Annotated in this window: 26 protein-coding genes; 12 read left to right on the top strand and 14 right to left on the bottom strand. The window is 69.8% G+C overall.

Annotation, left to right across the window (positions count from 1 at the left end):
• Nucleotides 1-45 precede the first annotated feature (45 nt).
• Nucleotides 46-2,862 (bottom strand): aconitate hydratase, encoded by a 2,817-nt coding sequence (locus Q9R27_RS05475; protein ID WP_311251329.1) that lies wholly within the window; start codon nt 2,860-2,862, stop codon nt 46-48.
• Between the two features lie 786 nt (nt 2,863-3,648).
• Here Q9R27_RS05475 and Q9R27_RS05470 point away from each other — a divergent pair.
• Together Q9R27_RS05470 and Q9R27_RS18735 are read left to right on the top strand one after the other, a co-directional pair.
• A complete protein-coding gene (locus tag Q9R27_RS05470; RefSeq protein WP_311251328.1) occupies nt 3,649-3,978 on the top strand; it encodes a hypothetical protein in 330 nt (109 codons plus the stop codon).
• Complete coding sequence (locus Q9R27_RS18735) at nt 3,975-4,946, top strand: RES family NAD+ phosphorylase (RefSeq protein ID WP_397219645.1); 972 nt, start codon at nt 3,975-3,977, stop codon at nt 4,944-4,946. Before Q9R27_RS05470 ends, Q9R27_RS18735 begins: the two co-directional genes overlap by 4 nt.
• Nucleotides 4,947-4,950: 4 nt before the next feature.
• Here the strand turns inward: Q9R27_RS18735 and Q9R27_RS05465 are convergent, their stop codons facing one another.
• Both Q9R27_RS05465 and Q9R27_RS05460 read right to left on the bottom strand, forming a co-directional pair.
• Nucleotides 4,951-6,129 (bottom strand): TRAM domain-containing protein, encoded by a 1,179-nt coding sequence (locus Q9R27_RS05465; RefSeq protein ID WP_311251327.1) that lies wholly within the window; start codon nt 6,127-6,129, stop codon nt 4,951-4,953.
• A 3-nt stretch (nt 6,130-6,132) separates the two neighbouring features.
• A complete protein-coding gene (locus tag Q9R27_RS05460; protein ID WP_311251326.1) occupies nt 6,133-8,181 on the bottom strand; it encodes an APC family permease in 2,049 nt (682 codons plus the stop codon).
• Nucleotides 8,182-8,227: 46 nt separating this feature from the next.
• Between Q9R27_RS05460 and Q9R27_RS05455 the strand changes: the two genes are divergently transcribed.
• Both Q9R27_RS05455 and Q9R27_RS05450 read left to right on the top strand, forming a co-directional pair.
• Nucleotides 8,228-8,893, top strand: coding sequence for a TrkA family potassium uptake protein (locus Q9R27_RS05455; protein ID WP_311251325.1), 666 nt, complete (start codon nt 8,228-8,230; stop codon nt 8,891-8,893).
• The gene (locus Q9R27_RS05450) at nt 8,893-9,564 is read left to right on the top strand and encodes a TrkA family potassium uptake protein (RefSeq protein ID WP_311251324.1); all 672 of its coding nucleotides are present in this window, start codon (nt 8,893-8,895) and stop codon (nt 9,562-9,564) included. The genes Q9R27_RS05455 and Q9R27_RS05450 overlap by 1 nt, the downstream gene beginning before the upstream one ends.
• 11 nt (nt 9,565-9,575) lie before the next feature.
• Here the strand turns inward: Q9R27_RS05450 and Q9R27_RS05445 are convergent, their stop codons facing one another.
• The 4 genes from Q9R27_RS05445 to dut are packed head-to-tail and all read right to left on the bottom strand — an operon-like array spanning nt 9,576 to nt 11,853.
• Nucleotides 9,576-10,325: a DUF3159 domain-containing protein gene (locus Q9R27_RS05445; RefSeq protein WP_311251323.1), complete on the bottom strand. Its 750-nt coding sequence runs from the start codon at nt 10,323-10,325 to the stop codon at nt 9,576-9,578.
• The gene (locus Q9R27_RS05440) at nt 10,309-10,680 is read right to left on the bottom strand and encodes an OB-fold nucleic acid binding domain-containing protein (RefSeq protein WP_311251322.1); all 372 of its coding nucleotides are present in this window, start codon (nt 10,678-10,680) and stop codon (nt 10,309-10,311) included. Before Q9R27_RS05440 ends, Q9R27_RS05445 begins: the two co-directional genes overlap by 17 nt.
• 4 nt (nt 10,681-10,684) lie before the next feature.
• Complete coding sequence (locus tag Q9R27_RS05435) at nt 10,685-11,356, bottom strand: DUF3710 domain-containing protein (protein ID WP_311251321.1); 672 nt, start codon at nt 11,354-11,356, stop codon at nt 10,685-10,687.
• Complete coding sequence (gene dut / locus Q9R27_RS05430) at nt 11,353-11,853, bottom strand: dUTP diphosphatase (protein WP_311251320.1); 501 nt, start codon at nt 11,851-11,853, stop codon at nt 11,353-11,355. Before dut ends, Q9R27_RS05435 begins: the two co-directional genes overlap by 4 nt.
• Nucleotides 11,854-11,905: 52 nt before the next feature.
• Between dut and Q9R27_RS05425 the strand changes: the two genes are divergently transcribed.
• Nucleotides 11,906-12,349: a DUF3093 domain-containing protein gene (locus Q9R27_RS05425; RefSeq protein ID WP_311251319.1), complete on the top strand. Its 444-nt coding sequence runs from the start codon at nt 11,906-11,908 to the stop codon at nt 12,347-12,349.
• A 31-nt stretch (nt 12,350-12,380) separates the two neighbouring features.
• On the top strand, nt 12,381-12,716 hold the full coding sequence (locus Q9R27_RS05420) for a DUF4235 domain-containing protein (protein ID WP_311251318.1): 336 nt from the start codon (nt 12,381-12,383) through the stop codon (nt 12,714-12,716).
• A gap of 114 nt (nt 12,717-12,830) precedes the next feature.
• Here the strand turns inward: Q9R27_RS05420 and Q9R27_RS05415 are convergent, their stop codons facing one another.
• The 3 genes from Q9R27_RS05415 to Q9R27_RS05405 form a co-directional block, all read right to left on the bottom strand.
• Nucleotides 12,831-13,121 (bottom strand): DUF4193 domain-containing protein, encoded by a 291-nt coding sequence (locus Q9R27_RS05415; RefSeq protein ID WP_311251317.1) that lies wholly within the window; start codon nt 13,119-13,121, stop codon nt 12,831-12,833.
• Between the two features lie 138 nt (nt 13,122-13,259).
• On the bottom strand, nt 13,260-14,057 hold the full coding sequence (locus Q9R27_RS05410) for an inositol monophosphatase family protein (RefSeq protein WP_311251316.1): 798 nt from the start codon (nt 14,055-14,057) through the stop codon (nt 13,260-13,262).
• 4 nt (nt 14,058-14,061) lie between these two features.
• Nucleotides 14,062-15,150, bottom strand: coding sequence for a ferrochelatase (locus Q9R27_RS05405; protein ID WP_311251315.1), 1,089 nt, complete (start codon nt 15,148-15,150; stop codon nt 14,062-14,064).
• 21 nt (nt 15,151-15,171) lie between these two features.
• Here Q9R27_RS05405 and Q9R27_RS05400 point away from each other — a divergent pair, with 21 nt between their 5' ends.
• Together Q9R27_RS05400 and Q9R27_RS05395 are read left to right on the top strand one after the other, a co-directional pair.
• Nucleotides 15,172-16,431: an MFS transporter gene (locus tag Q9R27_RS05400; RefSeq protein ID WP_311251314.1), complete on the top strand. Its 1,260-nt coding sequence runs from the start codon at nt 15,172-15,174 to the stop codon at nt 16,429-16,431.
• On the top strand, nt 16,428-17,732 hold the full coding sequence (locus tag Q9R27_RS05395) for a D-arabinono-1,4-lactone oxidase (protein ID WP_311251313.1): 1,305 nt from the start codon (nt 16,428-16,430) through the stop codon (nt 17,730-17,732). The genes Q9R27_RS05400 and Q9R27_RS05395 overlap by 4 nt, the downstream gene beginning before the upstream one ends.
• Before the next feature lie 19 nt (nt 17,733-17,751).
• Here the strand turns inward: Q9R27_RS05395 and Q9R27_RS05390 are convergent, their stop codons facing one another.
• Complete coding sequence (locus Q9R27_RS05390; RefSeq protein WP_311251312.1) at nt 17,752-18,375, bottom strand: TRIC cation channel family protein; 624 nt, start codon at nt 18,373-18,375, stop codon at nt 17,752-17,754.
• 141 nt (nt 18,376-18,516) lie between these two features.
• Here Q9R27_RS05390 and sepH point away from each other — a divergent pair, with 141 nt between their 5' ends.
• Nucleotides 18,517-19,494: a septation protein SepH gene (sepH, locus tag Q9R27_RS05385; protein WP_311251311.1), complete on the top strand. Its 978-nt coding sequence runs from the start codon at nt 18,517-18,519 to the stop codon at nt 19,492-19,494.
• A gap of 95 nt (nt 19,495-19,589) precedes the next feature.
• Nucleotides 19,590-21,587 (top strand): SDR family oxidoreductase, encoded by a 1,998-nt coding sequence (locus Q9R27_RS05380; RefSeq protein WP_311251310.1) that lies wholly within the window; start codon nt 19,590-19,592, stop codon nt 21,585-21,587.
• A gap of 22 nt (nt 21,588-21,609) precedes the next feature.
• Here the strand turns inward: Q9R27_RS05380 and Q9R27_RS05375 are convergent, their stop codons facing one another.
• Complete coding sequence (locus tag Q9R27_RS05375) at nt 21,610-22,434, bottom strand: sulfurtransferase (RefSeq protein WP_311251309.1); 825 nt, start codon at nt 22,432-22,434, stop codon at nt 21,610-21,612.
• Nucleotides 22,435-22,488: 54 nt separating this feature from the next.
• On the opposite strand from Q9R27_RS05375, the gene Q9R27_RS05370 reads away from it, so the two are divergent.
• Both Q9R27_RS05370 and Q9R27_RS05365 read left to right on the top strand, forming a co-directional pair.
• Nucleotides 22,489-23,142, top strand: coding sequence for a thymidine kinase (locus Q9R27_RS05370; RefSeq protein WP_311251308.1), 654 nt, complete (start codon nt 22,489-22,491; stop codon nt 23,140-23,142).
• Nucleotides 23,143-23,305: 163 nt separating this feature from the next.
• Nucleotides 23,306-24,832, top strand: a complete 1,527-nt coding sequence (locus Q9R27_RS05365; protein ID WP_311251307.1) for a DUF222 domain-containing protein — start codon at nt 23,306-23,308, stop codon at nt 24,830-24,832.
• A gap of 113 nt (nt 24,833-24,945) precedes the next feature.
• On the opposite strand, the gene Q9R27_RS05360 is transcribed toward Q9R27_RS05365, so the two are convergent.
• Nucleotides 24,946-26,076 carry an alkaline phosphatase family protein gene (locus Q9R27_RS05360; RefSeq protein WP_311251306.1) on the bottom strand — a complete coding sequence of 377 codons (1,131 nt, stop codon included), beginning with the start codon at nt 26,074-26,076 and terminating at the stop codon, nt 24,946-24,948.
• Nucleotides 26,073-26,672, bottom strand: a complete 600-nt coding sequence (locus tag Q9R27_RS05355) for a DUF5998 family protein (protein WP_311251305.1) — start codon at nt 26,670-26,672, stop codon at nt 26,073-26,075. Before Q9R27_RS05355 ends, Q9R27_RS05360 begins: the two co-directional genes overlap by 4 nt.
• Nucleotides 26,673-26,690: the final 18 nt, after the last annotated feature.

The raw sequence follows: 26,690 nt of genomic DNA, 5'->3' as shown, positions 1-26,690 counted from the left end.
GCCCCCGCCACCCGGTGAGGGTGGCGGGGGCGTCGTTGCGTGCGATCAGGCGTTGCGCAGGTTGCGCAGCACGTACTGCATGATGCCGCCGTGGCGGTAGTAGTTCGCCTCGCCGGGGGTGTCGATGCGGACGACTGCGTCGAACTCGACGTCGCCGGCCTTGACCTTGACGGTCTTGGGCGTCGGGCCGTCGTTCATGGCGCTGACACCGGTGATCTCGAAGGTCTCCTCGCCGGTGAGGCCGAGCGAGTCGGCGCTCTGGCCGGCGGGGAACTGCAGCGGCAGGACGCCCATCATCAGCAGGTTGGAGCGGTGGATCCGCTCATAGCTCTCCGCGATGACGGCCTTGACGCCGAGCAGTGCGGTGCCCTTGGCGGCCCAGTCACGCGAGGAGCCGGAGCCGTACTCCTTGCCGGCCAGGACGACCAGCGGGACACCGGCGGCGATGTACTTCTCCGAGGCCTCGAAGACCGTGGTCACCTCGCCGTCGCCGAGCAGGTCGCGGGTGAAGCCACCCTCGGTGCCCGGGGCCAGCTGGTTGCGCAGCCGGATGTTGGCGAACGTGCCGCGGATCATGACCTCGTGGTTGCCCCGGCGTGAGCCGTAGGAGTTGAAGTCACGCTGCTGCACGCCGTGCTCGGCGAGGTATTTGCCTGCCGGGGAGTCCTTCTTGATGGCGCCGGCGGGGCTGATGTGGTCGGTGGTGACCGAGTCGCCCAGCTTGAGCAGGACGCGGGCGCCGGCGATGTCGCCGACCGGGTCCGGGGTGTCCGGCATGCCCTCGAAGTAGGGAGGACGGCGGACGTAGGTGGAGTCCTGGTCCCACTGGAAGGTCTTGCCCTCGGGGGTGGGCAGCGACTGCCACCGCTCATCGCCGGCGAAGACGTCGGCATAGGACTCGCCGAACATCTCGGCGTTGACGGCGCCGGCGATGGTCTCCTCGATCTCGGCCGGGGTGGGCCAGATGTCGCGCAGGAAGACGTCGTTGCCCTCAGTGTCGGTGCCCAGCGGGTCGTCGAAGAGGTCGACGTCCATGGAGCCGGCGAGTGCGTAGGCGACCACCAGCGGCGGGGAGGCCAGGTAGTTCATCTTGATGTCCGGGTTGATCCGGCCCTCGAAGTTCCGGTTTCCCGACAGCACCGAGACGACGGCGAGGTCGTTCTCGTTGACCGCGGCGGAGACCTCGGGGATCAGCGGGCCGGAGTTGCCGATGCAGGTGGTGCAGCCATAGCCGACCAGGTTGAAGCCGAGCTTGTCGAGGTACGGCGTGAGGCCGGCCTTCTCGTAGTAGTCGGAGACGACCTTGGAGCCGGGCGCGAGGGTGGTCTTGACCCACGGCTTGCGCTGCAGGCCCTTCTCCACGGCCTTCTTGGCCAGCAGCGCGGCGCCGATCATCACGCTCGGGTTGGAGGTGTTGGTGCACGAGGTGATCGCGGCGATGGTGACGGCGCCGTGGTCGAGTTCGAAGGTGGTGCCGTCGGCCAGGGTGACCTTGGCCGGGTTGCTCGCGCGTCCGCCGTCGGTGGCCGCGCAGGTCAGGTAGTCACGACCGGGGGTCTGACCGTGGGCGTCCTCGTGGGCGGCAGGCGCGTCGGAGGCCGGGAAGGACTCCTCGAGCGCCTCGTCGTACGCACCCTGGACCGGCTCGGCCTCGTGGTCGACGTACGCCGTGAGGGCGCCGCGGAAGGACTGCTTGGCGTCGGTGACCTGGATCCGGTCCTGGGGGCGCTTGGGGCCGGCGATGGAGGGCACCACGGTGGCCAGGTCGAGCTCGAGCTTCTCCGAATAGCGCGGCTCGGCGCTCGGGTCGTGCCACAGGCCCTGGGCCTTGGCGTAGGACTCGACCAGGGCGAGCTGGTCCTCGGAGCGGCCGGTGAGGCGCAGGTAGTTGACGGTCTCCTCGTCGATCGGGAAGACCGCGATGGTGGAGCCGAACTCGGGGCTCATGTTGCCGATGGTGGCGCGGTTGGCCAGCGGCAGCGCGGAGACGCCGGGCCCGTAGAACTCGACGAACTTGCCGACCACGCCGTGCTCGCGGAGCATCTCGGTGATGGTGAGCACCAGGTCGGTGGCCGTGGAGCCCTCGGGCAGGTCGCCGCTGAGCTTGAAGCCGACCACGCGCGGGATGAGCATGGAGACCGGCTGGCCGAGCATGGCTGCCTCGGCCTCGATGCCGCCAACGCCCCAGCCGACGACGCCGATGCCGTTGACCATGGTGGTGTGCGAGTCGGTGCCGACGCAGGTGTCGGGGTAGACCTGCGTGACGCCGTCGGCGTCGCGGGTGAAGGCGACGCGGGCCAGGTGCTCGATGTTCACCTGGTGGACGATGCCGGTGCCCGGCGGGACGACCTTGAAGTCGTCGAAGGCGCCCTGGCCCCAGCGCAGGAACTGGTAGCGCTCGCGGTTGCGCTCGTATTCGATCTCCACGTTGCGCTCGAACGCCTCGGGCGAGCCGAAGACGTCGGCGATGACGGAGTGGTCGATGACCATCTCGGCCGGCGCGAGCGGGTTGATCTTCGACGGGTCGCCGCCGAGGTCGGCCATCGCCTCGCGCATGGTGGCCAGGTCGACCACGCAGGGCACGCCGGTGAAGTCCTGCATGATCACCCGGGCGGGGGTGAACTGGATCTCCTTCGACGGCTCCGCGTCGGCGTCCCAGCCGGCGAGCGCCTTGATGTCGTCGGCGGTGATGTTGGCGCCGTCCTCGGTGCGCAGGAGGTTCTCCAGGAGCACCTTGAGGGAGTAGGGCAGGGAGTCGACGTCCAGGCCGTCACCCTTGACCGCGTCCAGCCGGAAGAACTCGTAGGAATTGCCGTTCACGTCCAAGGTGCTCTTGGCACCGAAGCTGTCCTGACTGGCCATCAGCCACATCTCCTCAGAAGTCTCGATTAGCTCGGTGACCATCTTGCCGTCGCCCACCCCGTGCAGGGAAGAAAGGCAACCCTTAGTCCCCTCCCCCAACGCCACGGAGGAAGAGACCCTGGATGACCACCATTTGTCTTGATATCAAGATACCTGATGGCGGAGGAAAACCGAAGCCGCTGAGCCAGCGACCCGCCGTCCGGGTCTGCCTGCGCTTCAGCCGTAGAGGATGCCGTAGGCGATCTGGCCTGGGGCATCCGAAACGGTCATCTGGCGGCCTTCTCCCACGTGCGTCGGGTGCCGTGAGAGTGCCTCGCGACACCACCTCAAGTGCTGTGCTACTTGCGCATGACAAACCTGAGTCGATGGGACCGATAGATTCGGGAACTTCGCACTTCCATATCGGTGTGATCCCGGAACTCTAGGACTCAAGCGGTTGGCGGCGGGCATAGCACAACTCGCCCCACGAGCTTCCACCTGCAGCGCCTGTAGGCAACGTACGAGTCCGCACGCCTTCCGTGGACGATTGCACCATGTCAGCGATCGAGGCGGTGTTTCGGCATACGCGCATCCGCGTAGTGCGCTACATGGGTGCTTGCCAGCTGGCGGCTCTGCGGTTGGACAAACCTCGACCACCGAAGTGGTCACCCCACCCTGTAAGGGCAGTCAGCGTCGTGCCTCCCTCGACATGGCCATGGATGGTCACGTCAACAAGGACCATCTTGCTGCGACCATGCCCGACAACATCGCCGGCGTTACCCCGGTCAGAGTCCAGGAGGATGACTGATGCACGACTACCTCGACGAATGGGAAGCGAACGTCGACTCACTCGCGGTCGCCACGACCCGTGTCTGCTCGACGTGTGTCGTCGATATGGAGTTGTGGAGGCGGGTCGGGGCCGCCACCACCCTCGGGAGGTGCGACTTCTGCGGCACCACCTCCGACATCACGTCGTTTGATGACCTGACGGCTGGCATCACCGCGCTCTTCACGAGTTCTACGTCACCGTCGACGAATCGGGCGCCTATCACGAGGAGGGCCAATGGAGCGAACGTGTCGAGGACGTTCAGGAGATCCTTGAAGAATGGCTCCACGACGCTGTCGAAAATCCCGTGATCGCTCCACTCACGCGGTTTGCTGCCGCCGCAAACGCGGTCGAGTACGGTTTCGTCAAGCAGGCCGACCTATGGGCCAGCCTGTACGAGCACGACGAGGCCGCGTGGAAGATCTTCCTGCTCGAATCCCGGTCAGGCGACATCGGCAAGGCCGCGGCCGACCTGCTGGCCTCGTTGCACCCGCGCACGGTTTCCCTACTGGAGCGCGTTAGGCAAACTGCAGTGACGGAGGGCCTATTCCAAGTCTCCGAACCGAGCCTGTGGCGCTGTCGGCCCGGCGGGCAAGACAAGAACTTTCGCTCAGCGAACGATCTAGGCACAGCTCCCCCCGGTTGCGCGCGTGCCGGACGCCTGAACGCCGCAGGGCACTCCTGTTTCTACGGAAGCGTCACCGAGCGAGGCGCGATTCTCGAATCCGCTAAGCACGCGGGCGAAGCGCCCGAGTTCTGGATTGGCAGGTTCGAAGCGTCCCGGCCGATCCATCACCTCGATGTCTTCGAGGTCCCCGACCCGCCATCCCCTTTTGCATTAGGGGCCGCGCATTCCCACGAAGCACTAGCGTTCCTTCGGCGGTTCACGGCGTCGATCAGCCAGCCCAACGACCCGATTGACGAGAGACACTACCTATCTACCTACCCAGATCTTCACTGCGTTCCTACTCGCCGGCGTCGAACCGCCCGAAGCGATTCGCTTCGCGAGCAGCATCGACCCGATCTCGGACAACTGGGTCGTGTTCGTGGGCCACGAGCACTGCATCGACTACCTGTTTCCCGAGAGCTCCGAACTTCGTCTCGTTCTCGTACACGACACAGCACGTCACGTCTCGGTGGCAGACGTTGCAACGGTAATCAAGGGTCAACCCACGTGAAGACACGAGGCAGTCAAGACAGCGCTATTCCCCCTCGTCCAGTCGCCCTGTGGCCTGTGGCCGTCAGACGAGTCCAGCGAAAGCGAGTGGCCACGGTTTGAGACTTCAGGGTCCACTCGTCTCCTGCCGTTCCTTCACCAGCAGTGCCACGCACTCCACATGATGCGTCATCGGGAACAGGTCGAACGCTCGCAGTTCGACGAGCTGATAGCCCAGTTCACCAAAGGCAGCCACGTCGCGCGCCAGGGAGGCCGGGTCGCAGGCCACGTAGGCGATGGCCCGCGGGTCCCGGTCGACGACCTGGGTGACCACCTTGCGGCGGGCGCCCTCGCGGGGCGGGTCCAGGACCACCAGGTCGAACGGTTGGTCGAAGCGGTCGGCCAGCACGCGGTCCACCGATCCGGCCACGGCCCGCGCCCACGGCGCTCCGGCCAGGTTCTCCCGCGCGTGCGCGGTCGCGGGCCGGCTGCCCTCGATCGCCACCACGCGCCCGGACTCCCCCACCCGTTCGGCGAGGAACCGCGCGAAGAGGCCGACACCTGAATACAGGTCCAGGGCCTTCTCCCCCGGCTGCGGGTCCAGCATCTCCAGCACCGTATCCACCAGCACCGTCGCGGCCCCCGGGTGCACCTGCCAGAACCCGTCCGCCTCCACGCTGAACTCGCGCCCGTGCACCTGCTCGACCACCGGCGGCTGTCCGGCCATCGACGTGTCGATCGCCCCGGGCGCCGCGATCAGGCACTCGTCCACCGGGATCACCGAGCGCGAACGGTGGCGGTGCATCCCGCGCCACCCGGCCGGGGTGGCGGCGTACTCCATCCGGGTCCGCCACGCCAGCCCGTCACGATCGCCGGGCACCGGCTCCACGACCACGTCGACGTCCATGCCGGCCAGGCGCGCGAACTGCTCACGCACCACCGCCGCCTTCAGTTCCCGCTGGGCCGGGAGCGCGACGTGCTGGAAGTCGCAGCCACCACACGCGCCGGGGCCGGCGTACTGACACGGCGCCTCCACCCGGTCCGGTGAGGCCACCTCGACCCGGACCACGTCACCGCGCCAGAACGAGTCCCCGTCGGTGCCCTCGGTGATCTCCACCAGCACCTCCTCGCCGGGCAGGCCGTGGCGCACGAAGACCACCCGGGTCCGTTCCTCACCGTCGGCACCACGCGTCGGGATCCGGGCCACGCAGTGCCCGCCGTGCGCGATCGGGCCGACGGTCACCGCATGCCGCTCCCCCACGTGCGAGGCACCGCGGGGACGCCGCTGCCGGGTGTTGCGCCCCATCGTTCAGCCCACCTGTCCGCGTCGGTCCGGACCGTTGCCGACGTTGCCGCGGCGTACGTCGCCGGCCCGGGCCCGCTGTGCGTCGCGCCGGGTCCGCTCCAGGGCAGCCTCGGAGGAACGCAGCTGGTAGGGCACCGAGATCACCATCACGCCCGAGGCGAAGAGCAACCGCCCCTTGAGCCGCAGCGCCGTCTGGTTGTGCAGCACCTGCTCCCACCAGTGCCCGACCACATATTCGGGGATGTAGACCGCGACCACGCCCCGCGGGTTCGCCCGGCGGATCTCCACGGCGTACTCCACGATCGGGCGGACCAGTTCGCGGTACGGCGAGTGCAGCACCTTCAGTGGCACGTCCATGCCGCGGTTGTCCCACAACTCGATCAGCTCGTCGGTCTCGCGCGGGTCGGTGCCGACATAGATCGCCTCGAGCACGTTGGGCCGGGTCGCCTTCGCGAACGCCAGCGCCCGCAGCGTCGGCTTGTGCAGCCGCGAGACCAGCACCATCGCATGCACCCGGGTCGGCAACACCTTGTCCTGGTCATCCACCGCCAGCTCCGCCTCGACGGCGTCATAGTGGCGCCGGATCGAGCGCATCACGAAATAGAAGAGCACCATCGCCGAGACAGTGATCCACGCGCCCTGGGTGAACTTGGTGAGCACCACGACCACCAGCACCACCGCCGTCATCACCAGGCCGACGGCGTTGATCGCCCGCGAGCGCTGCATCCGACGCCGCTCGGCCGGCACCGCCTCGGTGGCCAGGTGGCGCGTCCAGTGCCGCACCATGCCCAGCTGGCTCAACGTGAACGCCACGAAGACACCGACGATGTAGAGCTGGATCAGCTGGGTGACCTCCGCGTCGAACGCCCAGATCAGGGCACAGGCCAGCACGGAGAGGAACGCGATGCCGTTGCTGTAGGCCAGCCGGTCTCCACGCTGCCCCAGCGCCTTCGGCGCCAGCCCGTCGCGGGCCAGCAGCGAGCCGAGCACCGGGAACCCGTTGAAGGCGGTGTTGGCGGCCAGCACCAGCACGATCCCGGTCAGGGTGACCACCAGGTAGAAGCCCGGGGTGAAGTTGTCGAAGATCGCCCGCGCCAACTGGGCCAGCACCGTGTGCTGCACGTGGTCGGCGGTCAGCGCCGTACCGTCGGCGTTGCTGAGCCGGTGGGTGCGGTGCGGGTCGACGTAGCGCAGGCCCATCTGGTGGGCCAGCACGATCACGCTGAGCATCATCGTGATCGCGATCAGCCCGAGCATCACCAGCGTGGTGGCGGCGTTGCGCCCCTTCGGCTTGCGGAACGCCGGTACGCCGTTCGAGATCGCCTCCACGCCGGTCAGCGCGACACACCCCGAGGAGAACGCCCGCGCCAGCAGGAAGATCAGCCCGATCGTGGTCAACTGCTCCTCATAGCCAGCCACCGGTTCGATCCGCAGCGCGGCGCTCTCCACCTGGGGCAGGGTGCCGTTGATCGCCTGCTGCGCACCCAGGGCGCACATGCCGAGCACCGCGAACATGAAGGCATAGGTCAAGAACGCGAACGAGATGCTCGACTCCCGTACGCCGCGCATGTTCACCGCGGCCAGGAAGAGAACCATCACGATCGCCACCGTCACCTCGTGGTCGACCAGGAACGGGATCGCCGCTCCGGCGTACTGCGAGGCCGAGGAGATGGAGACCGCCACGGTGAGCACGTAGTCGACCACCAGCGCGCTGGCCACCGTCACCCCGGCGCGCGGGCCGAGGTTGGTGGTGGCCACTTCGTAGTCGCCACCGCCGCTGGGATAGGCCTGCACCGTCTGGCGATAGGAGGCCACCACGGCGAGCATGATCAGCGCGACCGCCAGCCCCACCTTCCACGACCACACGTACGCCGTGGCGCCGGCCATGGAGAGCATGATGAAGATTTCGTCGGGGGCATAGGCCACCGAGGAGAGTGCGTCGCTGGCGAAGACAGGGAGCGCGACACGCTTGCGCAGCAGCGTGCCGCCGGCCTGCGCACTGTGCAACTTGCGCCCCAGCAGGATGCGCTTGGAAAGGTCAGCAACTCCCACGAGCGAACAGGCTAGTCCCACCGGCGGCTGAGGTAGCGTCTGCACTGTGCATGTCGTGATCATGGGGTGCGGCCGGGTCGGCTCCACCCTCGCCCGCAACCTCGAGGACCGCAACCACACGGTGTCGGTCATCGACAGCAACCCCGACGCGTTCCGCCGCCTCGGCCCGACCTTCAACGGTGACAAGATCACCGGCTATGGGTTCGACCAGGCCGTGCTGACCAAGGCCGGCATCAACCGCGCCGACGCCTTCGCAGCCGTCTCCAACGGCGACAACTCCAACATCATCGCCGCGCGAGTGGCCCGGGAGAGCTTCGGCATCCAGCAAGTGGTGGCCCGCATCTATGACCCCGGCCGCGCCGAGGTCTACCAGCGGCTGGGCATCAGCACCGTCGCCACCGTGAAGTGGACCGCCGACCAGGTGCTGCGCCGGATCCTGCCGGCCGGCGCCGAACCCGACTTCCGCGACCCCTCGGGCACCATCAGGGTGGACCAGTTCCCGATCACCACCGGCTGGATCGGCGAGCGGACCATCCACCTCCAGGAGCGCGCCGGCGTGCGGATCGCGTGGATCGACCGGCTCGGCGAGGGCATGTTGCCGACGAAGGACACCGTGATGCAGGAGGGCGACGTGCTGCACATCGCGATGACCGAGGCCGGCGCGGCAGCCGCCTATGAAGCACTGGCCAACGGCCCGGAGGTGGAGGACTGATGCGCGTCGCGATCGCAGGAGCCGGCGCCGTGGGCCGCTCCATCGCCAGTGAGTTGATCGACAACGGCCACGAAGTGCTGCTCATCGACAAGAACCCGGCCTCGATCAAGCCCGAGCGGGTGCCGGCCGCCGAGTGGCTGCTGGCCGACTCGTGCGAGCTGAGTTCGCTGGAGGAAGCCCGCCTGCAGCACTGCGACGTGGTGATCGCCGCCACCGGTGACGACAAGGCCAACCTGGTCACCTCGCTGCTGGCCAAGACCGAGTTCGGGGTGCCGCGCACCGTGGGCCGGGTCAACCACCCCGACAACGAGTGGCTCTTCACCGAGGCGTGGGGCGTGGACGTCAACGTCTCCACCCCGCGGATCATGTCGGCACTGGTCGAGGAGGCGGTCTCCGTCGGCGACCTGGTGCGGCTGTTCACCTTCCGCAAGGGCAACGCAAACCTGGTCGAGATGACGCTGCCGGACGATTCGCCGTACGTCGGCCAGCCAACCGGGCTGATCCCGTGGCCGGAGAACTGCGCCCTGGTCACCATCCTGCGCGACAGCCAGGTCTATCCGCCCTCGGCCGACCAGCCGCTCGAGGCCGGCGACGAACTCCTCTTCGTGGCCGGTGCCGAGGTCGAGGACACCCTGGAGCGGATGCTGGCGCCGTCCACGCACCCGGCCTGATCGTCTGATCTTCAGGCGGGCTCGGCCCGGGCCGTCTCTTCCACCGGGATCGAGTTGCGCGAGAGCAGCCACGCCATCCCGGCCAGCGCGGCGATCTGCAGCGGCCAGCCCATCACGATCTTCGCCACGCCGAGCACCGCCACCGCGGCACCCGGATCCATCAGGTCCTGGCTGCCGGCCAGGTAGACCGGCGCCTGCACCGCCACCCGCAGGATGCACGGCGCCACCAGCAGCCAGGTCAACCGGGTGCACAGCTTGACCAGTTGTGGATCGCGGCGCCACTCGGTGACGTCACCGGTGACACTGCCGACCATGAACCCGACCGCGGGCCAGCGGACCAGGCAGGTCAGGGAGAGCACCACCGCATAGCCGCCGTTGTAGAGCAGCCCGGGCAGGAAGTAGGCCAGCGCCTGGTCGTTGGCATCCCCGCCGGCCTGGCCGGCACGCATCGCGAAGAAGGCGCCGATGCCGATGCCAATCAGGGCGTTGACCACGAACTGGATCGACGAGCGCTGCACCAGGCGCACCACCAGTGCCACCAGCGCCACGGCCAGGCTGAGCAACAGCGCGGTGCGCAGGTCGCGCCCGATCAGGAATGCGACGGTGAAGACGAGCGTCGGCACCGCCGCCTCGACCATGCCGCGGCGACCGCCCAGGGCGGTGGACATCTGGCGGCGTACCAGCGCCTCGACGGTCTCCACCGTCGCTGCCGGGCGCACGGGCTCCTCGGACTGCACGGGCTCGTCAGGCGGTGAGTTCATAGCGGGGGTTGTACATGATCCGGTGGGTCTCGCGCACGCCGATGCGTCCCTCGACGGTCACCGAGCGGCCGGGGTCGATGCCGACGATCCGGCGCCGGCCGAGCCAGACCAGCGTGATCACGCCGGTGCCGTCCCACAGGTCCGCCTCGATCGCCGGTACGCCGCCGCGCGGGCGCAGCGTCACCGTGCGCAGGGTGCCGGTCAGCCGGACCCGTTCCCGCTCGGGCGCCTCCTCGATGGAGACCAGCCCGGAGGGCGCGAACGATTCGCGCAGGTCGCGCACCTCCTGGTCGCCCGAGTCGGCCCAACTGCCCAGGGCGGACTTGAGGCGCTGGCGCACGGAGGGTCGCTTCATCGGTTCAGTCCTTGCGGCGGGCCTGGGCCGGCAGCGTCAGCGGGATCGCCTCGCCGGGGGCCATCGGCCCGTCGCCGCGGCGCACCACCACCGTGCGGATCGCGTCCTCCCACGGACCAGCCGCGGCGGGATCCACCGGGGTGCCGAGGAAGGTGGCGCGCAGCATCCAGCGGGGACCGTTGATGCCGACCACCCGCGACTGCTGCTTGCCGGTCCGGCCGTCCTCGGTCTTGACCGGGCGCACGCAGACGAGTTCGTCACCGAACGTGCCCTCGGCGTCGGTCGCCGTGCCGCCACGCCGGGCGGTGTCGGCGGCGATCTGCTGGCGCGCGTCGCTCCACAGGTCGCCGTTGCGCGGCGCGGCGAAGGCGCGGAACTCCACCACGCCGTCCTTGCCGACCAGCAACACGCTCTGCACCTCGCCTGACTTCTCCTCCACCTGCAGGCGCAACTCAAGGCCAGGCGCCGGGGCGACCAGCATGCCGCCCAGGTCGATCCGGTCGGTGCCGTCGGTCAGGTCGACCTCGGCGACGTCGTACGGGCCCTGGGTTGCGGCGGCCGCGGGCTCCTTGGTGGAGTCGTCCGCGCCGGATTCGGTGGTGGCGTCTTCCGTGACCTCAGTGTCGGGCTCGGCCTGCTCCTCGCGGGCTGCCCTCGACTTGCGGGCAAACTTCACTGTGCACTCCTTGGGGCCGCCGTGGCCGATTCGCATCCGGGATCGTGGGTGAACCCACCCGTGGAACCGTAGCCCCCGGTGCCACGCGCCGTCTCGTCGAGGGCGTCGACCTCGACGAACTCGGCCCGCTCATAGCGCTGCACGACCAGCTGGGCGATCCGGTCGCCGCGGCGCAGCTGCACGGTCTGGCTCGGGTCCAGGTTCACCAGCATCACCTTGATCTCGCCGCGATAGCCAGCGTCGATCGTGCCCGGCGCGTTGACGATGCTGATCCCGTGCCGCGCCGCCAGCCCGGAGCGCGGGTGGACCAGGCCGACGTGGCCCTCGGGCAACGCCAGCGCGACACCGGTCGGCACCATCCGCCGCTCGCCGGGGGCGAGGGTGACGTCCTCGGTGGCCATCAGGTCCGCCCCCGCATCACCGGGATGGGCATAGGAGGGAAGCGGGAGGTCGCGATCGAGCCGGACGATCGGCACCGCGACGGTGTTCACTGCCATGTTGGCGACCCTACCTGCGCGGACCGAACCCACAGGTGGCAGGCTTCTCCCCGTGCCGTACGCCGAACGACTCACCGTGCCCCTGCGCTGGTGGGTGCAGGGAACCATGCTGGTGGCGTCCTTCTGGTTCGCCGTCGCCGTGGCGATCCCGACGATCCTCGGCGCCGCCCTGCTCGCCCTGGCCGTCGGCCTGTTGGTCGCGGCGGGGTTCATCAACTACGGCAGCGCCCGGGTCGCCGTCGAGGACGGTGAACTGCGCGCCGGCAAGGCGCACATCCCGGTGGCGCTGATCGGCGAGGTCGAGGCGCTGGACAAGGAACGGACCCACCTGGTCGCCGGCCGCGAGGCCGACGCGCGCGCCTACCTGCTGATGCGCCCCTACCTGAAGCGGTCGGTCAAGGTCACCATCAACGACGAGCGCGACCCCACGCCGTACTGGCTGATCTCCACCCGGCATCCCAAGCGGTTGGCCGCGGCGATCGAGGCCGCCCGATAGGGTTGGCCCCAACCACACCGAGGAGGAACTGATGGCCGGCTCGAAGGCTTGGACCCTACTGTCGCTCGGCGCTGCGGTCGGCAGCGCGACCGTGGCGAAGAAGGCCCTCAACGGGGGCTGGAAGGCAGCCACCGGCAAGAACCCGCCCAGCAACCCCGCCGACCCCGACGTGGACCTGTGGGAGGCCGTGGCGTGGGCGACCGTGTCGGGCACCACCATTGCCGTGCTCAAGATGCTCGCCGCCCGCAAGGCGGCCAACTATTACGCCAAGTCGACCGGCCACCTGCCGCCCGGCCTGGAGGCCGACGGCGACACCAGCCAGGACCCGGCCTCGGACGCCGGGCACGTGGTGGGCGCCGCGTCCTGAGCTGAGCCCCACAGGCACGAGCGCAGACACAAGCAGGAGCCGCAACCCGACCGGGTTGCGGCTCCTGCTGCGTTTGGTGCTGAGTGTCTGTGTGCTGTGTGAGCGCTGGTGCGCTCAGGCGCAGTCGCGGCAGATCAGCTTCTTGGCATCGGCCAGCTGGCTGCGGTGGTGGACCAGGAAGCAGCTCATGCAGGTGAACTCGTCGTCCTGGCGGGGCTTCACCTCGACGGCGAGCTCCTCGTGGGAGAGGTCGGCGCCGGGCAGCTCGAACGATTCGGCAGCTTCGGTCTCGTCCTCGTCCACCTTGCCCGAGTTCTTGTCATGGCGGCGCGCCTTGAGCTCTTCGAGGCTCTCTTCGCTCTGCTCTTCCTCGTTCTTGCGCGGTGCGTCGTAATCGGTCGCCATCAACTTCTCCAGTCGTTCAACTGCGGTCGCGTCTACGTCTGTGGTGCGTGACCCGGCGGCCAGATTGTGCACCATCCGGGCCTGTTCTGCACGCGCATTCCACACGACGTGTCGCATGCAACGAACACCGGGGTCCCGCTATTCCCCGTTTCCGCCGATCAATCGGCATTCCACCAGCGCCTCGCGGAACGCTTCGAACCCCTCGGCAGGCGCCGCCAGCAGCATCTCGCGACCGGCCGGACCGGTGGTCAACTCGGTGCGGGCGCCGGCCTCGCGGGCGATCAGTGCACCGGCCGCGTGGTCCCAGGTCGCGATGCCCTCCTCGTAGTAGGCATCCGCCCCGCCCTCGGCCAGGGTGCACAGGTCCAGGGCACACGAGCCGAAGCGGCGGATGTCGCGCACTCGCGGCAACAACTCGGCCAGGCCGGCGGCCTGGATGCGGCGTACGTCGGCGGCGTAGTTGAACCCGGTCAGCACCAGGGACTGCGCCAGTTCCGGTGCCGGGCGCACCCGCAGCCGTACGTCGTCGCGCCAGGCGCCCTGCCCGAGCGCGGCGTGGTACTCGATCCCGCTGGCCACGTTGCGGACCACGCCGGCGACCACCTGGCCGTCGACCTCGGCGGCGATCGAGACGGCGTACGCCGGGAGCCCGTAGAGGAAGTTCACCGTGCCGTCGATCGGGTCGACGATCCAGCGGACGCCCGAAATGCCGGCCACTCCCCCGTCCTCCTCGCCGAGGAACCCGTCGTCGGGGCGGGCACCGAGGACCAGGTCACGGATCAGCGCCTCGCTGGCCCGGTCCACCTCGGTGACCACGTCGACCGGGCTCGACTTGGTCGCCGCGACCGTGACGCCGAAGCGGTTGGCCGCGACCAGGTCCGCCGCGCTGGCCGCCACCCGGCGGGCCAGGTCCAGCACTTCAGCCGGGTCGCTCACCGCCTCACACCGGGACCTGGCCGAGCGCCGGGCGATCACCGGCCGGGTTGGCGCAGCAGTCGGGCTGGCACAGGTCCCAGCAGGCCGGCAGCGAACCTGTGGCGGCGCGCGCCACATTGCGTCCCTGCTCGGTGGCAGCCCGTTCCAGCAGCAGGTCGCGCACCATCGCCACGAAGCGCGGGTCGATCCCGGCGGTGGCGGCACGGACGAACTCCATGCCGAGCTCGTCCGCGGTGGCGGCCGCCTCGGTGTCGAGGTCGTAGACGACCTCCATGTGGTCGGAGATGAACCCGAACGGAATCACCACCACCGTGCCGTGGCCCGCGTCGGCGAGCGCGCGCAGGTGGTCGTTGACGTCCGGCTCGAGCCACGGGGTGCGCGGCGAACCCGACCGCGAGCAATAGACCAGCTCGTGGCGGTGGTGGTGGCCGGTCTCGACCCGGATCCGCTCCACGATCTCGGTCATCACGCTGCGGTGCTGGGCGACGTACGCACCGCCGTCGGGGCCGCTGGCGTCGTTCATCGCGTCCGGGATGGAGTGGGTGACGAAGACCAGGTGGGCGTCATCGCGCGCGCCCGGCTTCAGCTCGGCCAGCGCGGCCAGGGTGGCGTCGACCATCGCGGTCACGAAGCCGGGGTGGTTGAAGTAGTGGCGCAGCCGGTCCAGCACCGGCGCCCCCTCGACCGCAGCGGTGGCGTCGGCCAGGTTCTCCCGATATTGGCGACATCCCGAATAGGAGGAGTAGGCGGAGGTGACGAAGCAGGCCGCCCGCTGGATGCCGTCGGCGCGCATCTGCTCCAGCGCGTCGGTGAGGTAGGGGTCCCAGTTGCGGTTGCCCCAATAGACCGGGATGTCGATGCCGTTGGCGGCGAAGTCCTCGCGGATCGCGGCCAGCAGGTCGCGGTTCTGGTCGTTGATCGGCGACCGGCCGCCGAAGCCGAAGTAGTGCTCGCCGACCTCGACCAGGCGCTCGCGCGGGATCCCGCGACCACGGGTGACGTTCTCCAGGAAGGGGACCACGTCCTCGGCCTTCTCCGGGCCACCGAAGGAGACCAGCAGCAGGGCGTCGTACGGCGCAGGGTCAGGCAGCATGGCCCCATCCTAGGAGCCCGGATGACGGGCGGGACCGCCGCCCGTCAGACTGTGCTGGTGCTGACCCCCTATCGCCGCGTGCTCGCCACCGAGGGTGCGCTGCGCTTCACCACCAGCGCCTTCGTGGGGCGCCTGCCGATCTCGATGATCAGCCTCGGGATCGTGCTGCTGGTCTCGGCCCGCTCCGGGTCGTATGGGCTGGCCGGGACCGTCGCCTCGGCGTACGTGCTGGCCAACGCGCTGCTGGCAATCGTGCACGGGCGCCTGGTCGACCGGTTCGGCCAGGCGCTGGTGCTGCCGCTGGCCCAGTCGGCATTCACCGGGGCGCTGGCGATGACGGTGTGGGCGGTGCAGGCGGAGTGGGGCACGGTCGCCATCCACGGGTTCGCCGCGCTGGCCGGGGCGTGCCTGCCGCAACTGGGGGCGTGCGTGCGGGCCCGCTGGTCGTGGGTGCTGGACGAACCGCGCTCGGTGCAGACCGCCTATGCCCTGGAGTCGGTGGTCGACGAGGTCGTCTTCGTCACCGGCCCGACCCTGGTCACCTTCCTGGCCACCGCCTGGCACCCGGTCGCCGGGCTCGCCGTGGCCGGCACGTTCGGGATCGTCGGGGCGTTCACCCTGGCCGCGCAGCGCGCCACCGAACCCCCGGCGCGGACCCGTTCGCGCGCTGCTGACACAGGCCCCGTCACCGGCTCGGCTGGTGACCCGGATGCGAAGCCGGCGATGCCGTGGGCGGTGGTGGGCACGCTCGCCCTCGTCTCGGTCGCCCTGGGCACGATCTTCGGCTCGGTGGAGGTGATCACCGTCGCCTTCTCCGAGGAGCAGGGCGCCAAGGCGTGGGCCGGGCCGCTGCTGGGGATGTGGGCCCTGGGCAGCCTCACCGCCGGGCTGGTCAGCGGCGCGATCGCCTGGCGCACCCCGCCCGAGACCCGGGTGGCGTGGGGCGTGCTCGCGCTCGGCCTGACCACGGTGCCGCTCTTCTGGGTGGACTCGATGTGGGTGATGGGCGGGTTCCTGCTGCTCGGCGGCGTCGCGATCGCACCGACCCTGATCGCGGTGATGACGGTGGTGGAGCGGGAGGTGCCGCGGCTGCGGCTGACCGAGGGGATGGCGATCGTGCACACCGGACTGGCCGCCGGTGTCGCGCCCGGGGCAGCCCTGGCCGGGCTCGTCATCGACCACCAGGGCGCGTCCGCCGGGTACGCCGTACCGGTGGCGGCCGGGGTGATCGGCGCGATTGCCGCCTGGGTGGCGCGGCGGCCGATAACCTCCTCCCCATGAGCACATGGAAGAACTGGTCCGGCCTGGAGAGCGCCACCCCCGAGCGGGTGCTCACCCCTGCGGACGCGGACGAGGTCGCCGACGCGGTGCGCGAGGCGGCCGAGGCCGGGCGCACCGTGAAGATGGTCGGCACCGGCCACTCGTTCACCTCGATCTCCGCCCCCGAGGGCATCATGCTGCGCCCCGACGCGCTGACCGGGATCACCTCGATCGACCGTGACGCGATGACGGTGACCGCGCTGTCCGGCACCCCGCTGCACGTGCTCAACGCCGAACTGGAGCGGCTCGGCCTCTCGCTGCACAACATGGGTGACATCGCCGAGCAGACGCTGGCCGGCGCGACCAGCACCGGCACCCACGGCACCGGCGGCGTGAAGGCGTCGCTCTCGGCGCAACTGGCCGGGCTGCGCCTGGTCACCGGCGACGGCAGCATCGTGGACGCCTCGCGCGAGGAGAACCCCGACATCTTCGCCGCGGCCCGGATCGGGCTGGGCGCGCTGGGCGTGATCACCCACCTCACCTTCGAGGTGGAGCCGCTGGGGCTGCTGGAGGCGCACGAGCAGCCGATGGGGTGGGACGAGGCGCTGGCCCGGCACGACGAGTTCGTCACCGGGAACCACCACTGCGACATGTACTGGTTCCCGCACACCGACCGGATGCAGGTCAAGACCAACAACCGCCTCGACCCCGAGACCGCCACTGCCGAGCCGCTGGGCCGCGTGCGCGGCTGGGTGGATGACGACTTCCTGTCCAACACGCTCTTCGGCGTGGTCAACCGGGTCGGCAACGCCGCACCCGGGCTGGTGCCGCGGATCAACGAGGTCTCCGGGCGGCTGCTCTCCGAGCGCCGCTACAGCGACGTGCCGCACAAGGTCTTCACCTCCCCGCGCCGGGTGGTCTTCAAGGAGATGGAGTACGCCGTGCCGCGCGAGGTCGGGCTCGACGTACTCCGTGAGGCGCGCGCCCTGATCGACCGCAACGACTGGCGGATCGGGTTCCCGGTCGAGGTGCGGACCACGCCGGCCGACGACATCACGCTGGGTACGTCGAGTGGGCGCGAGTCGATCTACCTGGCCTTCCACGTGCACCACCGCGCCGACCACCGTGCCTACTTCGCCGGTGTCGAGGCGATCCTCAAGGCCGCCGGCGGGCGCCCGCACTGGGGCAAGGTGCACACCCGCACCGCGGCCGACCTGGGGTCGGTCTATCCGCGCTTCGAGGAGTTCCTGGCCGTGCGCGACCGGCTCGACCCGGACCGGGTCTTCGCGAACTCCTACCTGCGGCGGGTGCTCGGCGACTGAGCCCCTGGTCGCCCGGCGCTCACGCCTGGGTGATGTGGCGCGGCTTGGGCGCCTGCCAGTCGCGCCACAGCGCCAGCAGCCGCCAGACCAGGCAGAGCAGGCCGCCGAGCGCGGCCAGCGCCAGCGGCTGGCCGGTGTGGTGCAGCAACGCGACCACGGCGGCCCCGGCCAGGGCCGGGGTGGCGTAGAGCTGGCCGCGGAAGACCACCGGGACCCGGCCGGCCAGCACGTCGCGGATCATCCCGCCGCCGACGCCGGTGACCATCCCCATCAGCGCGGCCGGCACCGGTCCGAGTCCGTATTCCATCGCCTTGATGGTGCCGGTGACGCAGAAGAGCGCGAGCCCGAACGCGTCGAAGATGTTGATCCGCGGCTCGAGGCGGCCCAGCACCGGGTGGAACCAGAAGGAGACCAGTCCGGCCAGGATCGGGACCAGCAGATAGCGCCAGTCCATCAGCGCGGCGGGTGGGGTCGCGTCGATCAGCACGTCGCGCAGGAACCCGCCACCCAGTCCGGTCAGCACGCCCAGCACCAGGACGCCGAAGAGGTCCAGGTGGTTGCGGACCGCGACCAGGGCGCCCGAGATCGCGAAGACGAAGATGCCCAGCAGGTCGAAGGTGATCAACCAGGACAGGGACGACATGGGCACAGGTTAGTGGGTCTCACCGGAACAGGGAGCGCCTCCGCGCGTGGCACGCCGTCCACGCTGCGCGACCGGCGTACCCGGCTGGCGTAGGCTCGTGCCGCACACCGGAGACAGATCCACACCGACAAGGAACCGACCATGCCGAACCTCTCGCTCGCTGGAGTGAGTGAGGACGGCAAGCGCCTGCTCCTGGTCAGTGACTCGGGCGAGGAGTTCACCCTCGCCGTGGATGCGAAGCTCCGCGCCGCGCTGCGCGGTGAGCATGCTCGACTCGGCCAGTTGGAGATACAGATGGAAAGCACCCTGCGTCCACGCGACATCCAGGCCCGGATCCGGGCCGGCGACTCCCCCGAGTCCGTGGCCCAGGCGGCGCACACCACCGTCGAGAAGATCCTGCCGTTCGCCAACCCGGTGCTCGCCGAGCGTGCCCACGTCGCCGAGCGTGCCCAGCGTTCCTCGGTACGCCGCCGCTCCGGCGACTCCGGTGCCCGCACCCTGGGTGAGGCCGTCACTGCCCAGTTCAGCCAGCTCGGCCACTCCAGCGAGGGCGTCGAGTGGGACGCCTGGCGCCGCGAGGACAACCGCTGGACCCTGACCGCCACCTATGTCGCCGGCAAGCGCAAGGGAACCGCCCGGTTCACCTATGACATGCCCGGCAACTACGTGACGATGGAGAACGACGACGCCCGCTGGCTGGTCGGCGAGGCCTCGATCCAGTCCGCACCCGCCAAGCCGGAGCGCGACGACCTGCAGCAGGCCCGCCAGCGCCGCCTGGCCGCCGTACCGGAGGAGCAGCTGCCGCTCGGCGACGACGCGATCTCGCTGGTGACGGACAAGCCGGCCGCCGAGGAGTCAACCGTCGACCTGACCGAGACCGCCGAGCAGATGCGCAGCGCCTCCACCGGCCACGAGGCGGCCGAGGAGGCCACCCTCGAGCCGACACCGGAGCCGCTCGCCGAGGCGCCCCAGCCCACGCCGCAGGCCGAGAAGCCCGCGCCCGAGCCGGAGAAGGCACCTGAACCCGAGCCGGCCCCGCGCAAGCCTGCCCGGAAGAAGGGGCGCGCCTCGGTGCCGAGCTGGGACGAGATCATGTTCGGCGGCGGCAAGCAGGAGTGACCCCACGGCGCCGGATCACCGATCCGGTGCCGGAAAGTCCGGGAAATCTTCCCGGGTGGCACCCATCTGTCGCCGCGCCGCACTAGTCTCCTCCCATGTCCTACTTCGTGACTGGCGCCACAGGGTTCATCGGCCGTTTCCTGATCCGGGAGTTGATCGACAACCGGGAGGGGGACATCTTCGTGCTCTGCCGCGAGGGGTCCCTGCCGCGGCTGCAACGGTTGATCACCCGATGGGGATCGGACCGGGTGATCCCGGTGATCGGCGACCTGGGTAGCGACGACCTCGGCGTCGACCCGGCCTGGGTGGCCGAGCATGCCGGCAAGGTCGACCACTTCTTCCACCTCGCCGCGATCTATGACATGACCGCCGACGACGCCACCAACGACGCGATGAACGTCGCCGGCACGACGTACGCACTCTCCCTGGCCCGCTCCCTGCAGGTCGGCACCTTCCACCAGGTCTCCTCGGTGGCCGCCGCGGGCGACCACCACGGCCACTTCGACGAGACCATGTTCGACGAGGGCCAGCACCTGCCCTCGCCGTACCACCGGACCAAGTTCGAGTCCGAGCGCCTGGTCCGCGAATCCGGCCTGCCGTGGCGCGTCTATCGCCCGGCGATCGTCGTGGGCCACTCCGAGACCGGCGAGATGGACAAGGTCGACGGGCCCTACTACTTCTTCCCGCTGATGAAGCGGCTGCGCGACGTGCTCCCCTCGTGGCTGCCGCTGGTCGGCGTCGACCTGGGCGCCACCAACGTGGTGCCGGTCGACTACGTCGCCAAGGCGATGGACCACCTGGCCCACCTGCCCGACCGCGACGACGAGGCGTTCCACCTGGTCAACCCCGAGCCGCAGCCGGTGGTCGACATGATCAACACGTTCTGCTCCGCCGCCGGTGCGCCGCAGTTCGCGGTGCCGACCCGCAAGGTGTCCGCCGGTGGTGCGCTGGACGCCCTGCCCAAGGGGTTGCACCCGCGACGCCTGGTCACCAGTGCGCTGCGCTCGGGTCCCGCCCAGGCGCTGCTCGGGCAGACTGTCGGCCGCGCCGGCATCCCGGCCGAGGTGCTGGCCCACACCAGCTTCGAGTCGACCTTCGACTCACGGCGTACCGAACAGGCGCTGGCCGGCTCCGGGATCGCCGTACCGGCGCTGGAGAGCTATGCCGGGGCGCTGTGGAACTACTGGGAGGAGAACCTCGACCAGACCTCCGGGCGCAATCCGGAGAACCGCAAGGCGCTCGGCGGGAAGTACGTCGTGATCACCGGCGCCTCCTCGGGCATCGGCCAGGTGACCGCCCTGAAGGTCGCCCAGGCCGGCGGCATCCCGGTCCTGGTCGCGCGCGGCAAGGAGAAGCTGGAGGATCTCAAGCTCACCATCGAGATGCGCGGCGGCACCGCCCACGTCTTCCCCTGTGACCTCTCCGACCTGGAGGCGATCGACACCCTGTGCGAGCAACTCGCCGCCGAACTGCCCTCGATCGACTACCTGGTCAACAATGCCGGGCGCTCCATCCGCCGCTCGATCAAGCTCAGCCACGACCGCTTCCACGACTTCGAGCGGACCATGCAGCTGAACTACTTCGGCGCGATCCGCCTGGTGATGGGGCTCTTCCCGGTGATGCGCGAGCAGCGGCGCAGCCACATCGTGAACATCTCCTCGATCGGGGTGCAGACCAACCCGCCGCGCTTCTCGGCGTACGTCGCCTCCAAGGCCGCCCTGGACGCGTGGAGCAACGTGGTCGCCTCGGAGGTCGTCGGGGACGGGATCACCTTCACCAACGTGCACATGCCGCTGGTGAAGACGCCGATGATCGCGCCGACCAAGATCTATGACAAGTTCCCCACGATCTCGCCGGCGCAGGCCGCCGACGTGGTGATCAAGGCGATGGTGGAGAAGCCGCACGAGTTGAACACCCTGCTCGGCAACGCTGGCGCAGTGGCGCACACCGTCGCACCGAAGGCGTCCTTCCGGGTGCTCAACATGGCCTACCACGTCTTCCCGGACTCGGCGGCCGCGCGCGGCAGCGAGGACCCCAAGCGGGAGAACGAGCAGGTCATGCTGGCCCGGCTCTTCAAGGGGATCCACTGGTGATCCGGTGCGCCACCGGTTGCCGTCAGGCGCCGGTGGCCACCGGGCGCGAGGCGTCGGTGATCCACTCGCTCCACGAGCCCGGATAGAGCGCAGCCCGGATCCCGGCGACCTCCATCGCCAGGACGTCGTGGGCCGCGGTCACACCCGATCCGCAGTACGCCGCCACCTGGGCACCCGGCACCGCGTCCACCGCGGCGTACACCCGGGCCAGGTCGTCGGGGTCGCGGAAATGACCGTGTTGGTCGAGGTTGGCGCTGGTGGGGACGTTGCGCGCGCCGGGGATGTGGCCGGCGACCGGGTCGACCGGTTCGGTCTCGCCGCGGAACCGTTCCGGTGCGCGGGCGTCGATGAGGACAGTGCTGTGGTGCGCGCCGTCGGCGTCGACCACCGGCATGGTGCCCGGCGTACCAGCGAAAGTGCCCTGGCGTGGCTGCGCGGGCCCCGTCTCGACCGGGCCACCGGCGGCGACCCAGGCCGGCCAGGCGCCGTCGAGCACCCGTGCGTCGCGGTGCCCGTAGTGGCGCAGCAACCACCACGCGCGTGCCGCCGCGTGGCCGGACCAGTCGTCGTAGACCACCACCGGGCGGTCGTCGTCGACGCCGGCGTGCCGCATTGCTGCCACGAAGTGCGCCGGGTCGGGCAGTGGGTGGCGGCCGCCTGTGCCCGGCGGCGCGGCCAGGTCCGCGTCGAGGTCGATCCAGACGGCGCCGGGCACGTGGCCGGCCTCGAAGTCCGCCAGCCCGGGTGGGCCGCCGAGGCGGTAGCGGACGTCGAGCACCGTGAGCGCGCCGAGCCGCGAGTGGAGTTCGCCGGCCGTGATCAGCGGGCTGGTCCGTACGTCGTCCATGGCCCCATCATGCCCCCACGGACTGTTGGTGGCCGCGTGGCATCATTGCGCCCCGTGGCTGAACTTCACTACTTCACCGGCACGATGGACTCGGGCAAGAGCACCCTGGCCCTGCAGACCAATCACAACCATGCCGCCCGGGGAAGGATCGGCCAGATCTTCACCACGCACGACCGCTCCGGCGAGGCGTTGCTCTCCTCGCGGCTGGGCCTGACCCACGAGGCCAACGAGGTCAGCGAGGGGTTCGACTTCTGGCGCCACGTGGTCGAGACGCTGACCCGCGGTGGGCGGATTGACTACCTGATCTGTGACGAGGCGCAGTTCTACTCGCCCGACCAGATCGACCAGCTGGCGCGGATCGTCGACGAGTTGCAGATCGACGTCTTCGCCTTCGGCATCCTCACCGACTTCCGTTCACTGCTCTTCCCGGGCAGTGCGCGGCTGGTGGAGCTCGCCGACCGGATGCACGTGCTCCAGGTGGAGGCGTTGTGCTGGTGCGGCAAGCGGGCCACGCACAACGCGCGCACCGAGAACGGCGCCATGGTCACCGAGGGCGACCAGGTGGTGGTGGGCGACGTGGAGGACCAGGACGCCGAGCCCGCGGATGTGGCCTATGAGGTGCTCTGCCGCCAGCACCACCGCCGGCGGCTCACCGCTGCTCGTGCCCGCGCGGTATCGCTTGCGCCGGAGCCGCTGCCCTTCGGGTGAGGCCCGAAGCCCGAAGCCACAGGCCACAGGCCACAGGCCAGCGCCGCCCGGTCGGCACGCTTCCCGGCCCGCCGCGCATCAATCTTCAGCAGTCGTCCGCATGCCGGGATGACCGGGCTTGTTCCGAGGGGGTTGTGTCGGTACCCCCTGATTGACTGTTCGCATGATCGATACCGACGCATCGCTGGCCCCGTTCGAGGTGGATGACCTCGACGGTGACGTGCTGCTCGATCTGATCTCGGACAACACGGACCAGGAGTGGCGGGCGGAGCGCCGCCGCCTCCGGCTCGCCTACCAACTCTGCGTCACCCATCCTGCCGTCGAAGACGATCCAGCCTCATGGGCCGATGGCATCCCCGCCCTGGCTGGTTACACCGACACGTTGGGTGGCGAAGGGACGCCGGAGGTGGCGGCGTTTACGGTCGAGTTGTGGGCCACCGCAGCAGGGGTGTCCGCGTGGTCGGCGAAGCGGACGCTGGCTGCGGCGTTGGATCTGCATCACCGCCTCCCGCACACATGGGCCGCTGTGGAAGAACTCCGCATCCCCGGCTGGAAGGCGTGCCGGATAGCCGAGGACACCAACCGCCTCTCCCTCGAGGCAGCCACCTGGGTCGACAACGAACTCGCCCGCACCGGGACGTGGGGGTTGCCGACCATCGAGAAGACCATCAAGACCGCGATCGCGATGTTCCACCCCGACCTGGTCAAGAACAACGGACTACCGGACCGTGATGACTGGGACGTCACCGTCGACCACACCGGCGGCGTGGACGGCACCAGCCGCCTCGACGCCATCGGCGACAGCGTGGACCTGGAGAAGTTCCACTCCCTCCTCGCTGATGAGGCAGCCACCATGGGCCGCCTCGGCGACACCGACACGCTCGGGCAGCGGAAGGCCAAGGCCCTCGGTGTGTTGGCGGACCAGCAGGCGACTGCCGACCTGCTGGGGCTCCTCGATGACGAGAGCGGTGGCAGCCGTGGCAACGGCGCGGACCGTAGCGGTGAAGGTGAGGGCGCGGGCGGAGCCAGCGACCACGGCGAAGGCTGCAGCGAGACTGGCCACGGCGCGGGCGAGGACCCCAACAACCCGGCCGGCGGCCTGGTGCACCCCGTCACCGGCAAGCCCGTGACCCGACGCCGCTCCTACTTGAAGACCCGCCTCTACGTGCACATGACGCTGGCGGACCTCGCCACGATGGCCGGCGCGACCACCGACGCCGCGACAGGTGCCACAGGAGCCAGCGCGACTGCGGACGGTCACGTAGCCGCGACGAACCTCTTCGGCACCGTCCACCTCGACACCCTCACGACCTGGCTACGCGACCTCGGCACCAACGCCCGCGTCACGCCCGTCATCGACACCAACCGCCACTGGTCGGTCGACCACCACGACCCACCCGAGACCATGCGCGAACAAGTGATTCTCCGGGATCGCCACTGCGTCTTCCCGTGGTGCACAGTCGACGCCCGCAACTGCGACCTCGACCACATCGAGCCCTACGACGAACACGGCCCACCCGACCAGACCAGGCCCGACAACCTCGCGCCACTCTGCCGGCGACATCACCTGGCCAAGACCCACGGCACATGGCGCTACGTCCGCAACCGCGACGGCACCTACACCTGGACCAACCACACCCACACCTGGCTCGTCACCCACGACGGCACCACCAACCTCACCGATCCCTGAATGCCCTGCCCCGTCCCCCGGGAACAGCGCGAACCGCCCACAGCGAACCGCACCCCCGGGGACACAGGCATGCCATCGCACCCCTCGCGGCCATGCCCGCGACAGGACGGCGTTCAGCCAACGAGGATCGGGATCAGCATCTCGTCCGCGCTCAGCGACCCGTGCATTCCGACCAGCTTGTCTTCCTTCTCGAAGTCACGGGTGGAGACCACCGCCGTACCACCGTGGCAGGCGACCATCACGTCCCCCAGCCGCGCACGCGCGTGCGACTCCACCACCGGTCCGAACCAGCCACGCCCGATGACCTCGTCGCGACGCAGCACGGTGGCGCGCTCCCCCAGGTGCTCCGACCAGGTGGCCACCACATCCTCGACCGCGCCGGGTCGGCAGTACAGGTGCCGGAACCGCGCCTCACCCCCGAGCAGGGACACCCCCGCCCGCAGGTCCAGGTGTTCATCCACGTCCACCCGTTCCTCGCGCGGGCAGTCGACCATCCCGTGATCGGCCACCACGACCAGGCGCACCGAGTCCGGCAGCGCCTCGCGCAGCTGCTCGGCCGTCGCGTCGATGCTGGCCAGCTCCTGCAGCCACGCGGTCGAGGCCACCCCGTGCACGTGGCCGGTCCAGTCGAGGTCACTGTCATAGAGGTACGTCAGCGACGGCGTACGTCCGGCGCATTGGATCGCCGCAGCGATCCGCTCCCCCGTCTTGTCGGCACCCACATACTCCGCCCCGCGATGCCCGGCACGGGTCAGCCCGGACTTGCGGAAGTCACGCTTGTTGACCACGTTCACCTGCACCCCCGCCGCGCCCAGTTGCGCGAACGCCGTCGGGTGCGGCTGCCACTGCTCGGGGTCCACCCCGTCGGCCCACTCCAGGTGGTTGAGCAACTCATCCGTCCCGGGGATCCGGGCGGTGTACCCGACCAGGCCGTGCTGCCCCGGCGCCAGACCCGTGCCCAGCGACGTCAACGAGGTCGCCGTGGTCGACGGCACCCCAGCCGTCCCCGGCGCACCCATCAGGCTCGACAGGTACGGCGCGACGTGGCCATACCGCTCCAGCAACCGCTGCCCCATGCCGTCGATCAACAGGATCACCACACCGGGCGCCTCGGGCAGCACCAGATCACTCGGCGTACGCCCCAGGGGCGCACCGAGGGCAGCCGCCGCGGCCGGTACGACGTCGGCCAGGGACCGCGCCGAGTACGCCGGCTCGACGAACCCGCCGGCCCCCTGAACGGTCACGGACGTACGTCGTGGTGCGTGGACGCCGACAACGCGCGGGCGAATTCGAGCAGCGAGGTCACCGCGTCGTACCCCTCGGCCGCGGCCGAGACGCGCAGCGAGAAGTCGTCCGCCGCCAGCATGCCGGTGTAGCCGTGGTCCGCCTCGCACTGGGGATCGGCACAAGCCGCAGGCTCCAGGTCGATCCGGCCGACGCCGCCCCAACCGATGGTGAGCACCGCCTCGGCCGCTGGCTGCGGCCCCGAGGTGGGGTTTGCGACCATCCGGGTGACCACCACGGACCGGATCGAGGCCAGCGAGATCGCCTCCGTCGAGGTCGACGTGTACGGCTGCGGCAACAGGTCGTCGCCGGCATGCTCGTCGGTGTGGGCCAGGATCAGCCGGCTCGGGGTGAGCACCACGACGGTGATGTGGCGGCGTACCTCGTCACGCTCGATGGTCGGCTCGTGGTGCACATAGAAGGAGACCACCTCTTCGCCGGCCACCGCCGCCCCGACGCCGTCCGCGACCACCTCGGGGTAATAGCCCGTCCGGTCGATCGCGGCGCGGAGGCGGACAAAGCTGTCGGAAGTGTCGCTGGTTCCACGGTTGCGCATGGGCCGAGTCTGTCACGC

This window comes from Nocardioides sp. AE5, assembly GCF_031844485.1.
In the GTDB taxonomy this organism is placed as follows: Bacteria; Actinomycetota; Actinomycetes; order Propionibacteriales; family Nocardioidaceae; genus Nocardioides.
This window is presented reverse-complemented; position numbering and strand designations above follow the sequence as displayed.